Raw genomic sequence first — 12,372 nt, 5'->3', positions numbered from 1 at the left:
GTAGGGTGCCGCCTCGTGACTGATCGCACCCTGGTCCTCGTCAAGCCCGACGGCGTCGCCCGCGGCCTGGTCGGAGAGGTCGTCTCGCGGCTGGAGGCCAAGGGCCTGCGCCTGGTGGCCGCCGAGCTGCGCACCCTGACCCGCGAGGTCGCCGAGGAGCACTACGGCGAGCACCGCGAGAAGCCCTTCTTCGGCTCGCTGGTCGAGTTCATCACCGGCGGCCCGCTGCTCGCCCTCGTCGTCGAGGGCCCGCGCGCCGTCGAGGCGTTCCGCGCGCTGGCCGGCGCCACCGACCCGGTGAAGGCCGCCCCCGGCACCATCCGCGGCGACTTCGCCCTCGAGGTGCAGTCCAACATCGTCCACGGCTCGGACTCCGCCGAGTCGGCCGCGCGCGAGATCGGGCTGTTCTTCCCCGGTCTGTAATCGGGTGGACCGCGCCCCTGGGGCCCGGGTGAGCATGGGAGCCATGGCAGAACCGCTCGTCCGGGCCCGGGGGCTGGTCAAGCGCTTCGGCACGTACACCGCCGTCGACGGCATCGACGTCGACATCGCGCCCGGGGAGGCCTTCGGCTTCCTCGGGCCCAACGGTGCCGGCAAGAGCACGACCATGCGGATGGTGGGTGCGGTCTCCCCGCCGACCGCGGGCGAGCTGCGCATCCTCGGCATGGACCCGGCCGTCGACGGCCCGGCCATCCGCGCCCGGCTCGGCGTCGTCCCGCAGACCGACAACCTCGACCTCGAGCTCACGGTCGCCGAGAACCTGCTGGTCTACGGCCGGTACTTCGGCCTGCCGCGGGCCGTCGTCCGCGAGCGGACGGCGGAGCTGCTCGACTTCGTCCAGCTCACCGACCGGGCCGGCGACCGCGTCGAGCCGCTGTCGGGCGGCATGCGCCGGCGGGTGACCATCGCCCGCGCGCTGGTCAACGACCCCGACGTCGTCCTGCTCGACGAGCCCACCACCGGCCTGGACCCGCAGGCCCGCCACGTCCTGTGGGAGCGGCTCTACCGGCTCAAGCAGCGCGGGGTCACCCTCGTGCTCACCACGCACTACATGGACGAGGCCGAGCAGCTGTGCGACCGGCTGGTGGTCATGGACCGAGGCCGGATCGCCGCCGAGGGCAGCCCCGCGGAGCTCATCGCCACCTGGTCGACCCGGGAGGTGTGCGAGCTGCGCTTCCCGCTGACCGAGGGCGGGCCCGGGCCGGCCGCGCACGCCGACGCCCTGGCGCCGCTGGTCGCGCGCGGGCTCGCCGAGCGGGTCGAGGTGCTGCCCGACCGGCTGCTGCTCTACACCGCCGACGGCGACGCGGCCCTGTCCGCGGTGCTGGCGCACGGGCTGCAGCCGGTCTCCTCGCTGGTGCGGCGCAGCTCGCTGGAGGACGTCTTCCTCCGCCTCACCGGCCGCAGCCTGGTGGACTGACCGTGCCCACCGCCGCCGCGGTCTCGTTCTTCCGCCAGCGCCTGACCGCGCACCGCCACTACTGGCGCAGCAGCGCGATAGGCAGCGTGCTGGAGCCGGTGCTCTTCCTCGCCGCGATGGGCCTGACCCTCGGCACGCTGGTCGACCGCGGCCCCGGCGTGCCCGGCGGCGCCGGCTACCTCGCGTTCCTCGCGCCCGGCCTGCTCGTGGCCGCCGCCATGCAGACCGCCACCGGCGAGTCGAGCTACCCGGTGCTCGGCGCCATCAAGTGGGACCGGGTCTACGAGGCGGTGCTGGCCACCCCGGCCCGCGCCGTCGACCTGCTCGCCGGGCACCTGCTCTACGTCGCGTTCCGGGTGGCGACGTCCGCCGCCGCCTTCCTCGTCGTCCTGCTCCTGTTCGGCGCCGCGGAGAGCCCGCTGGTGGTGCTCGCGGTGCCGGTCGCGCTGCTCACCGGGCTGGCGTTCGCCGCGCCGGTCACCGCCATGGCCGCCCGGCTGGAGGAGGACGCCGCGTTCGCCGCGCTGCAGCGCTTCCTCGTCGTCCCGCTGTTCCTGTTCAGCGGCACGTTCTTCCCCGTGAGCCAGCTGCCGGCGGCGCTGGAGTGGTTCGCGTACGCCACCCCGCTGTGGCACGGGGTCACCCTCGCCCGGGAGCTGGCGCTGGGCACCGTCGACGGCGGCTCGGCGCTGCTGCACCTGGGCTACCTGCTGGTGTGGACGGCGGCCTGGGCGGCGCTGGCGGCCCGCGCGCTGGAGCGGCGGCTGGTCCGGTGACGGCGCCCCCGACCCCCGCGACGCCCGCCCCGGTGGCCCTGCTGCTGCGGGTGGTGCCGCTGTACCCGCTCTCGCCCCGCCGGGCCGGCCAGCTCGTGTACCGCAACCTGCTCGTGGCCCGGCGCAGCTGGCTGGTGTTCGTCTCCGGCTTCTTCGAGCCGTTCTTCTACCTGCTCTCGATCGGCGTGGGCATCGGCGGCCTGGTCGGCGACGTCGTCACCGACACCGGCGCGGCGCTCACCTACCAGGAGTTCGTCGCGCCGGCCCTGCTCGCCTCGGCGGCGATGAACGGCGCGGTCTACGACGCCGTCTTCAACCTCTACTTCAAGCTGAGGCACGCCAAGACCTACGACGCCGTGCTGGCCACGCCGCTGTCGGCGGCCGACACCGCGGTGGGGGAGACGGTCTGGGCGCTGCTGCGCGGAGCGGTCTACTCGACGGCGTTCCTGCTGGTGATGCTCGCGATGGGCCTGGTCGGCTCGTGGTGGGCGCTGCTCGCGCTGCCGGCGGCGGTGCTCATCGGCTTCGCCTTCGCCGCGGTGGGCCTCGCCGCCACCACCTGGCTGCGCGGCTGGCAGGACTTCGAGTTCGTGCAGGTCGCCGTCCTGCCGCTGTTCCTGTTCTCGACCACCTTCTACCCGCTGTCGACCTACCCGCGGGCGCTGCAGGTGCTGGTCGAGTGCACGCCGCTGTACCACGGCATCGAGCTGGTCCGGGGGCTCGTGACCGGCGACGTCCGCTGGGGTCTGCTCGGGTCGGCGGCCTACCTGGTGGTCATGGGCGTCGCCGGGCTGGCCGTCGGCGCCCGCCGCCTGGAGCGGTTGCTGCTGCGCTGACGCTCGCGCGTCACGCCACGGCGATGAGCGGGCGGCCCGAGCGCACCATGTGCTCCACGGCGGACGCCGGCACCGGCGAGCCGAACAGGTGCCCCTGGGCGGCGTCGCAGCCCAGCGACCGCAGCGCGGCGAGCTGGCCGGGCTGCTCGACGCCCTCGGCCACCACCTGCAGGCCCAGGCTGTTGCCCAGCGCGATGACGGCGTCGGCCAGCGAGCCGGCCGCCTGGCCCGCCGCGAGCAGCGCCACCGACGACGAGTCGATCTTCAGCCGGTCCAGCGGCAGGTCCTGCAGCCGGGCCAGTGAGGAGGAGCCGGTGCCGAAGTCGTCGATCGCCACGTGCACGCCGAGCGCCCGGACGTCGCGGATGCCGGCCGCGGCGTCGGGCCCGGACGCCACCGCCTCGGGCACCTCGATCTCCAGCCGGGACGGGGCGACCCCGGAGGCGCGGGTGGCCGCGGCCAGCGTGACGGCGAGGTCTCCGGTGGCCAGCCGCCGCGGCGACACGTTGACCGCCATCCGCAGCTCGGGCAGGCCCGCGTCGTCCCAGGCGCGCAGCTGGCCGCAGGCCTGGCCGATCACCCAGTCGTCGATCGCGTCGATGACGCCGGTGGCCTCCGCGACCGGGATGAACCCCGCCGGCTCGACCAGGCCGCGGCTGCCCGACTGCCAGCGCGCGAGCGCCTCCACGCCGGTGACCGCGCCGGTGCGCAGGTCCACCTGCGGCTGGTAGAGCACCCGCAGCTCCCCGCCGTCGACGGCGGCGCGCAGGTCGCGCACCAGCTCGTCCTGCGCGGCGACCTCCTCGCGCATGCCCCGCTCGAACACCCGCACCCGGTTCTTGCCGCCGGACTTCGCCACGTACATCGCGAGGTCGGCGTCGCGCAGCAGGTCGTCCATGCCGCGGCGGTCGGTCGGGTCGGTGAGGGTGACGCCGACGCTGCCGCCGACGGTGAACCGCTCGTCGCCCCACGGCACCGGCTCGCGCAGCGCCCCGAGCAGCCGCTCGGCCACGGTGACGACGTCGCGGCGGCCCTCGACGTCCTCCATGAGCACCACGAACTCGTCGCCGCCGAGGCGGGCCACGGTGTCGGCCGGGCGCACGTGCGACTCCAGCCGCCGGGCCACCGCGACCAGCACCGCGTCGCCGGCCTCGTGGCCGCACTCGTCGTTGACCGCCTTGAAGTCGTCGAGGTCGAGCAGCAGCACCGCGTGCCGGCGCACCCGCCGGTCGGCGAGGGCGTGCTCGAGCCGGTCCTGCATGAGCGCGCGGTTGGCCAGCCCCGTGAGCGGGTCGTGCAGCGCGCGGCGGGCGAGCTCGCCGGCCTGCGCCTCCAGCTGCCGGGCGGCGGCGCGGGCCTCGGCCTCGCGGCGCTTGGTCCCGGTGATGTCGCGGCTGATGCCGGCGACGCCGGTGGGCCGGCCGTCCTCGCCGCGGATGAGGGAGAAGGTCACCAGGGCGTCGAACACCGAGCCGTCGCGGCGGCGGTGCACCCGCTCCTGGGCGCCGGGCGGCAGCGTCGTCATGTCGGCAGGCAGCGCGGCGCCGCCGGACAGCAGCGAGGCGTGCCGGCCGAGCACCTCCTCGGCCCGCCAGCCGTACAGCCGCTCCGCGCCGGGGTTCCAGCTGGTGATCGTCCCGTCGACCGTGGTGGTCACGACGGCGTCATCGGTCGACTGCACGACGGCGGCCAGCCGGGCCAGCTCGTCGCGCTGCGCCCGCAGCTCGCCGGTGCGCTCGGCGACCACCTGCTCGATCTGCTCGCGCCGGTCGTCGAAGCGGCGCCACGCCGCCAGGCAGGCCCAGCTCTCCAGCAGGACGAACCCGGCGTGCAGGGCGGCCATCGGCAGCGGCGCGGCGGAGTGCGAGAAGACGGCGTGCGGCACGAGGGTGCCGAGCAGGAGGTGGTGCGCCGCGACGAAGCCGACGGCGAGCAGGAACGGCGCCCGCGCGGCGTACAGCGCGGCCAGCGGCAGCAGCGCGAAGAACAGGAAGTGCGCCTCGGTGGCGCCGTCGGACAGGTACACCACCACCGCGGCGGTGGCCATGAGCCCGAGGGCGGCGGCGGCGGCGCGGGTGCTGCGGTGCAGCGAGGGCAGCCGGGCGACGGAGGCGAGCGCCAGCAGGGGAGCGGTGGCCAGCACCGCCGGCCCCGGCCCGGTGCCCCGCAGCAGCGCGTAGACCGGCACCGCGGCGACCAGGACGGCCAGCGCGCGCAGGACGAAGGCGTGGTGAGCGTCCCACTGCTCGGCCGGCATCGCGCGGCCGTGCGGGAGCGCGGGGAGGACCGCCCGCGCCCAGCCGCGGGGTCGGGTCGGAGCGACGCCCTCGGCGTCGGGCTGCGTACCGGTGGTCCCGGCCGGCTGGGTCATGCTCCCCCTCGGAACCGCCCCCGCTGGTCACCGTCAGTGTAGAGACGATCACGCATCGGCGCCTCCTGATGGAGGCGGTCGGAACCGGGCGGGACGGCGTCTACCCTGGACCGGTCATGAGCGGAGAGAGCCTCTACCCCCGTCTCGAGCCCCTGCTGGCCCAGGTGCAGAAGCCCATCCAGTACGTGGGCGGTGAGCTGAACGCCCAGGTCAAGGCCTGGGACGACGTCGCCGTGCACTGGGCGCTGATGTACCCCGACGCCTACGAGGTGGGGCTGCCCAACCAGGGGCTCATGATCCTCTACGAGGTGCTCAACGAGCGCCCCGATGCGCTGGCCGAGCGCACGTACGCCGTCTGGCCCGACCTCGCCGCCCTCATGCGCGAGCACGGCGTCGGCCAGTTCACCGTCGACGCGCACCGCCCGGTGCGGGACTTCGACGTCCTCGGCGTCAGCTTCGCCACCGAGCTCGGCTACACCAACCTCCTCGAGGCCCTCGACCTCGCCGGCGTCCCGCTGCACGCGGTCGACCGCGACGAGACGCACCCCGTCGTCGTCGCCGGCGGGCACGCGGCGTTCAACCCGGAGCCGGTCGCCGACTTCGTCGACTGCGCCGTCCTCGGCGACGGCGAGCAGGTCGTCGGCGACGTCACCTACGTGGTGGCGGCGTGGAAGGAGCAGGGCCGCCCGGGCGGCCGCGAGGAGCTCCTCGCGCGCCTCTCCCGCGTCGACGGCGTGTACGTGCCGCGCTTCTACGCCGTCTCCTACGGCCCCGACGGCGCGATCGCCGCGGTGACCCCCACCCGCGACGACGTGCCCGCCCGGGTCGGCAAGCGCACCGTCATGGACCTCGACGAGTGGCCCTACCCGAAGACGCCGCTGGTGCCGCTGGCCGAGAGCGTGCACGAGCGGATGAGCGTGGAGATCTTCCGCGGCTGCACGCGCGGCTGCCGGTTCTGCCAGGCCGGGATGATCACCCGCCCGGTGCGCGAGCGGACGATCACCGGCATCGGCTCGATGGTCGACCAGGGGCTGCGCGCCACCGGGTACGAGGAGGTCGGGCTGCTCTCGCTGTCGAGCGCCGACCACTCCGAGATCGCGCAGGTGGCCAAGGAGCTCGCCGACCGCTACGAGGGCACCAACACCGGCCTGTCGCTGCCCTCCACCCGCGTCGACGCCTTCAACGTCACCCTCGCCAACGAGCTGTCCCGCAACGGCCGCCGGTCGGGGCTCACCTTCGCCCCCGAGGGCGGCAGCGAGCGGATCCGCCGGGTGATCAACAAGACCGTGTCCAAGGAGGACCTGGTCCGCACGGTCACCACCGCGTACGCCAACGGCTGGACGCAGGTGAAGCTGTACTTCATGTGCGGCCTCCCCACGGAGACCGACGAGGACGTGCTCGAGATCGCCGAGCTCGCCGTCGAGGTCATCCGCGCCGGCCGCGAGGCCAGCGGGCGCAGGGACATCCGCTGCACCGTCTCGATCGGCGGGTTCGTGCCCAAGCCGCACACCCCGTTCCAGTGGGCCGCGCAGGCCAGCGCCGAGACGATCGACCACCGGCTGCGGGTGCTGCGGCAGGCCATCAACGCCGACCGCCGCATCGGCCGCTCCATCGGCCTGCGCTACCACGACGGCAAGCCCGGCGTGATCGAGGGACTCCTCTCCCGCGGCGACCGCCGCGTCGGGCGGGTCATCGAGCGGGTGTGGCGCGAGGGCGGCCGCTTCGACGGCTGGAGCGAGCACTTCTCCTACGAGCGGTGGACGGCCGCCGCGGCCGAGGAGCTGGCCGCGTTCGGCGTCGACCTCGACTGGTTCACCACCCGCGAGCGCACCCAGCACGAGGTCCTGCCCTGGGACCACCTGGACTCGGGGCTGGACAAGGAGTGGCTCTGGGACGACTGGCAGGAGGCGCTCTCGGAGGAGGAGGTCGCCGACTGCCGGTGGACCCCCTGCTACGACTGCGGCGTCTGCCCGACCATGGGCACCGAGATCCAGATCGGCCCCACCGGGCGCAGCCTGCTGCCGCTCACCGTCGTCGGGCGCTGACGGGTGGCCCGCTCGCCGGAGGGCCCGCCTCCGCCGCCCACGGTCCAGAAGCTGCGGCTGCGCTACGCCAAGCGCGGCCCGCTGCGCTTCGCCTCCCACCGCGACCTCGCCCGCGCGCTCGAGCGGGCGCTGCGCCGGTCGCGGGTGCCCATGGCGTACTCGGCCGGCTTCACCCCGCACCCGAAGATCAGCTACGTCGGGGCGGCGCCCACCGGGGCGGCCAGCGAGGCCGAGTACCTGGAGATCGGGCTGGCCGAGCGGCGCGACCCGGAGGAGGTCCGCGCGGCGCTGGACGCCTCGCTGCCGCCGGGCATCGACGTCCTCGAGTGCGTCGAGGCGGCCGAGGGCGGCGGGTCATTGGCCGACCGGATCGACGCGGCGCGGTGGAGCATCGAGCTGCCCGGGATAGAGCCCGAGCACCTGTCGGCGGTGGTCGCGGAGTTCCTCGCCCGCGACGAGGTGACCGTGGCCAAGCGCACGAAGAACGGCCTGCGCGACGTCGATGCGCGGGGCCCCGTGGCGTCGGCGTCCGTGGGCGGTGCGGCAGGGCGTGCCATACTGCACGTGGTCGTCCGGCAGGTGACGCCCGCCGTTCGACCCGACGACGTGGTGGCCGCTCTGGCTGCCGTCGCCGACCTGCGCCCGCCGTCGCCCCCACGGGCCGTGCGTGAGGCGCAGGGCCGGCTCGACGGCAGCGGGACCGTGGCCGATCCGCTCGGTCCCGACCGAGAGGCGCGCACCCGCTGCCAGGGGGAGCACGCCGCGGTCTGACCGGAGCAGCCCGGGAGCCACCCGCCGTCGCGCGACACGGCTGCCAGACGTGCCGCACCCCGACCGGTACCACCCGAGACCACCGGCACCACCGCACCACCCAGACCACCGCACCACCTGCAGTCCGCACCACCTGCAGTCCGGCCCCGGCCGCGGCGACCGCCGACCCGGGACCGACCCACAGACTTCGCAGGCCGGGCGAGCCCGCCGTACCCAGTGCGGCCGCCCGGCCCGCCCAACCCGTGCTCCTGCGCGGCCGCCTGTCCCCGCCGGGGACCGGCGCCCGGGAGCACCACACAGGAGGCGAGCCCTCGTGGCCGACCAGGACGACGACACCACCACCACGCCCGGGGGAGCCGGCAGCGGCACCCCCGACCTCCCACCCGGCGACGCCGCGGCCGCGGAGGTCCTCACCGGGGAGGCGGCGACCGGAGAGAGCGTCGGCGAGCCGCTCCCGGAGCCGGGGGCCGAGGCCTCCGCCGGGGAGGCCCCCGCCGAGGAGGCGCCCGTCGCGGAGGCGCCTCCCGTCGAGGCCCCTGCTGAGGCCCCTGCTGAGGCCACTGCTGAGGATCCCGCCGACGAGGCCGAGGACGAGGAGCCGGTCGGCCCCCGCTTCGGCGCCCAGTTCAGCTCCCCGGAGCCCACCGCCGTCATCGCCCGACCCCGCCGCCGGGCCACCCGCCCCGCCGGCGCCGCCGACCCCGGCAGCGTCGAGGCCGCACCCCCGCCGCCGGCACCGCCGCGGCCGGCCTTCGTCAGCTTCGTGGCACCGCTCGAGCCCGAGGTCGCGCCCGCTCCGCGCCGCCGCAGCCGCCGGCCGCTGCCCGAGTCGCCCGACGTCGAGGAGCTCGAGGGCCTCGACGACGTCCCCGCGCCCGCCGCGGACGACGAGGACGCGCCCGCGCCGCGCTCCCGCCGCGGCCGCTCCCGCCGCCGCGCCGCCGCGGACGCCGAGGCGCCCGCCGAGGAGGCCCCGCTCGAGGACACCTCCGACACCGGCCGGGACACCGGCCGGGACGACGACGCCGACGACGAGGTCGACCGCGACGACGCCGAGGACGGCGACCGCGAGGAGGCCGGCGGGAGCAGCCGCCGCCGTCGCCGGGGCCGCCGGGGCCGCGGCCGGGGCCGCAGCGGCGAGGACGCCGCCGACGAGGCCGACCGCGACGACGCCGACGTCGACGAGGACGCCGGGCGCAGCGGCGAGCGCGGCGGCGAGCGCGCCGCCGACGAGGACGCCGAGGACACCGACGACGACGCCGACACCGGAGACGACGCCGAGGGCGACGAGGCCGAGGGCGGCTCGACCACCCGGCGCCGCCGCCGTCGCCGCCGCCGTGGCGGGGAGCCCGCGGGCGAGGCGGCGGCCGAGGACGACGACGACCGTCCCGAGCGCGCCGGCCGCAACGGCCGCGCGACCAGCGACGACGACGTCCGCGGGGTCACCGGCTCCACCCGGCTCGAGGCCAAGCGCCAGCGCCGCCGGGAGGGCCGTGACAGCGGGCGCCGCCGCGCGCCGATCCTCACCGAGGCCGAGTTCCTCGCCCGCCGCGAGGCGGTGGAGCGCCGCATGGTCATCCGCCAGCGCGGCGAGCGCACCCAGATCGCCGTCCTCGAGGACGGCGTGCTCGTGGAGCACTACGTCACCCAGGCGCAGGCGACGTCCTTCGCCGGCAACGTCTACCTCGGCCGGGTGCAGAACGTGCTGCCCAGCATGGAGGCGGCGTTCGTCGACATCGGCAAGGGGCGCAACGCCGTCCTGTACGCCGGTGAGGTCAACTGGGACGCCGCCGGCCTGACCGGCAAGCAGCGCTCCATCGAGCAGGCGCTCAAGTCCGGCGACAAGGTGCTGGTGCAGGTCACCAAGGACCCGATCGGCCACAAGGGCGCCCGGCTGACCCAGCAGGTCAACCTGCCCGGCCGGTTCCTCGTCTACGTGCCCGGCGGGTCGATGACCGGGATCAGCCGCAAGCTGCCCGACACCGAGCGGCAGCGGCTCAAGGACATCCTCAAGAAGATCGTCCCCGAGGACGCCGGCGTGATCATCCGGACCGCCGCGGAGGGTGCCTCGGAGGAGGAGCTCACCCGCGACGTCGCCCGGCTGCAGGCGCAGTGGGAGGTCATCCAGCAGAAGTCGCAGTCGACGAGCAACGCCCCGGCGCTGCTCTACGGCGAGCCCGACCTCGCCATCCGGGTGATCCGCGACGTCTTCAACGAGGACTTCACCGAGCTCGTCGTCCAGGGCGACGACGCGTGGGACACCGTCGAGGCCTACGTCGCGCACGTCTCCCCGGAGCTGACCGGTCGGCTGACCCGGCACACCGGCGAGGGCGACGTCTTCCGCGACCTGCGCGTCGACGAGCAGCTGGCCAAGGCGCTCGACCGCAAGGTGTGGCTGCCCTCGGGCGGCTCGCTGGTCATCGACCGCACCGAGGCGATGACCGTCGTCGACGTCAACACCGGCAAGTTCACCGGCTCCGGCGGCAACCTCGAGCAGACCGTCACGCGCAACAACATGGAGGCGGCCGAGGAGATCGTCCGCCAGCTCCGGCTGCGCGACATCGGCGGCATCATCGTCATCGACTTCATCGACATGGTGCTCGAGAGCAACCGCGACCTGGTGCTGCGCCGGCTCACCGAGTGCCTGGGCCGCGACCGCACCAAGCACCAGGTGGCCGAGGTGACCTCGCTGGGCCTGGTCCAGATGACCCGCAAGCGCGTCGGCCAGGGCCTGCTCGAGGTGTTCTCCGAGCCGTGCGAGCACTGCCGCGGCCGCGGGGTCCTCGTGCACACCGACCCGGTGGACGACAAGCGCCGCGGCGGCTCCGGCTCCGGCGGCTCCGGTGGGGGCAACGGCGGCAACGGCCGGCGCGACCAGCGCGGTGACCAGCGCAAGGACGCCGAGCGCAAGGAGACCGAGCGCACCGAGACCGCCTCGGCCGAGCAGGCCGCGACGGACGCCGACGGCTCCGGCGACGGGTCCGGCGCCGGCAACGGCCCGGGGGAGGGGCAGCGCTCGGGCGGCCGCCGCAACCGGGGACGCCGCAACCGCGGCCAGTCCGGTGAGGAGCGCGCCGCCGAGGACGCCGCCGTGCTCGCCGCGGCCGCCGGGGGCGACACGGCGTCCGGGGACACCGCCGTTGCGGACGCGGCAGCGAACAGTGCTGCCGGGGACACCGCTGCCGAGGACACCGCCGCCGACGCCGCCCAGGACGTCGCGCCGGCCGAGGACGCCGCCACCGAGGACGCCCCGGCCCAGGACCCGACGCCCGCCGACGTCGCCACCGAGGTCACCGTCCCCGACGAGACCACCCCGGAGCTGCCCGCGGCCGACGCGGTCGCCGGGCCGGCCGAGGTCGACGTCACGGTGCAGTTCGGCACCGAGGTCCCGGGGGCCGAGGTGACCGAGCCCGAGCCCGCCGCGGCCGAGCCCGAGCCGGAGACCGCCGCGGCCGCGGACGAGGACGTGCCCCCGGGCGCCGGTCCGGACGACGCGGGTCCCGGGGACGACGAGCCGGTGCCCGCCGACGGCGTCGCGGGGAACGGCACCGGCGACGCCGCCGGCGCCGAGGACGCGGCCGTCCCGCCCGCCCGCCCGCGCCGGCGCCGGGCCGCCAGCCGCCCGGCGGGCCCGCCCGCCAGCTGACCTCCGGGCGCCCGGGGCCGCGTTCGACCCGGTCCCGGGCGCTCGGGTACGCTGGTCGGGTTGCACCGCCCCGGACCGGGCTCCCTCCCGGGGCCGAGGAGGCGGTGCGGCCCGTCCAGCACCCGGTGCCCGCGCCGGGGTGCGCCCAGGACGCATCGCGGGACAGACAGCAGCGATCGAGGAGTTCAGTGGTGTACGCAGTCGTGAAGGCCGGTGGCCGGCAGCACAAGGTGGCCGTGGGCGACCGGTTCACGGTCAACCGTCTCGCGGGTGAGGCGGGCGACTCCGTCACCCTCCCGGCCCTGCTCCTGGTCGACGGCGACACCGTCACCAGCGACGCGCAGGCGCTGGCCGGCGTGACCGTGACCGGCGAGATCGTCGGGCACGGCAAGGGCCCGAAGATCCGCATCCACAAGTTCAAGAACAAGACGGGCTACCACAAGCGTCAGGGCCACCGTCAGCCGCTGACCGACGTGGTCGTCCGCGACATCACGAAGGGCTGACGAC

General features: G+C 75.7%; 9 protein-coding genes. 8 read left to right on the top strand and 1 reads right to left on the bottom strand.

Translation table 11 applies throughout. The annotated features are described in order from the left end of the window. Nucleotides 1-15: 15 nt before the first annotated feature. The 4 genes from ndk to ACI78R_RS03670 are packed head-to-tail and all read left to right on the top strand — an operon-like array spanning nucleotide 16 to nucleotide 3,032. Nucleotides 16-423 (top strand): nucleoside-diphosphate kinase, encoded by a 408-nt coding sequence (gene ndk / locus ACI78R_RS03685; protein WP_073419141.1) that lies wholly within the window; start codon nucleotides 16-18, stop codon nucleotides 421-423. A gap of 43 nt (nucleotides 424-466) precedes the next feature. Next, nucleotides 467-1,420, top strand: a complete 954-nt coding sequence (locus tag ACI78R_RS03680; protein ID WP_457039712.1) for an ABC transporter ATP-binding protein — start codon at nucleotides 467-469, stop codon at nucleotides 1,418-1,420. Between the two features lie 2 nt (nucleotides 1,421-1,422). Next, nucleotides 1,423-2,196 carry an ABC transporter permease gene (locus ACI78R_RS03675; RefSeq protein WP_457039711.1) on the top strand — a complete coding sequence of 258 codons (774 nt, stop codon included), beginning with the start codon at nucleotides 1,423-1,425 and terminating at the stop codon, nucleotides 2,194-2,196. Then, nucleotides 2,193-3,032: an ABC transporter permease gene (locus tag ACI78R_RS03670; RefSeq protein ID WP_457039710.1), complete on the top strand. Its 840-nt coding sequence runs from the start codon at nucleotides 2,193-2,195 to the stop codon at nucleotides 3,030-3,032. Before ACI78R_RS03675 ends, ACI78R_RS03670 begins: the two co-directional genes overlap by 4 nt. A 10-nt stretch (nucleotides 3,033-3,042) precedes the next feature. On the opposite strand, the gene ACI78R_RS03665 is transcribed toward ACI78R_RS03670, so the two are convergent. Further along, nucleotides 3,043-5,403, bottom strand: coding sequence for a putative bifunctional diguanylate cyclase/phosphodiesterase (locus ACI78R_RS03665; protein WP_457039709.1), 2,361 nt, complete (start codon nucleotides 5,401-5,403; stop codon nucleotides 3,043-3,045). Nucleotides 5,404-5,519: 116 nt separating this feature from the next. On the opposite strand from ACI78R_RS03665, the gene ACI78R_RS03660 reads away from it, so the two are divergent. From ACI78R_RS03660 to rplU, 4 genes are all read left to right on the top strand, one after another. After that, nucleotides 5,520-7,448 (top strand): TIGR03960 family B12-binding radical SAM protein, encoded by a 1,929-nt coding sequence (locus tag ACI78R_RS03660; RefSeq protein ID WP_457039708.1) that lies wholly within the window; start codon nucleotides 5,520-5,522, stop codon nucleotides 7,446-7,448. 3 nt (nucleotides 7,449-7,451) lie between these two features. Continuing rightward, nucleotides 7,452-8,219, top strand: coding sequence for a TIGR03936 family radical SAM-associated protein (locus ACI78R_RS03655; protein WP_073419145.1), 768 nt, complete (start codon nucleotides 7,452-7,454; stop codon nucleotides 8,217-8,219). Nucleotides 8,220-8,532: 313 nt separating this feature from the next. Beyond that, nucleotides 8,533-11,865, top strand: a complete 3,333-nt coding sequence (locus ACI78R_RS03650) for an Rne/Rng family ribonuclease (protein ID WP_457039707.1) — start codon at nucleotides 8,533-8,535, stop codon at nucleotides 11,863-11,865. Nucleotides 11,866-12,056: 191 nt separating this feature from the next. Continuing rightward, nucleotides 12,057-12,368, top strand: a complete 312-nt coding sequence (gene rplU / locus ACI78R_RS03645; protein ID WP_073419147.1) for a 50S ribosomal protein L21 — start codon at nucleotides 12,057-12,059, stop codon at nucleotides 12,366-12,368. Nucleotides 12,369-12,372 lie beyond the last annotated feature (4 nt).

It is taken from the genome of Geodermatophilus sp. SYSU D01106, assembly GCF_054049995.1.
Note: the sequence above shows the minus strand (reverse complement) of the source record. Positions and strands in the feature narration are given on the sequence as shown.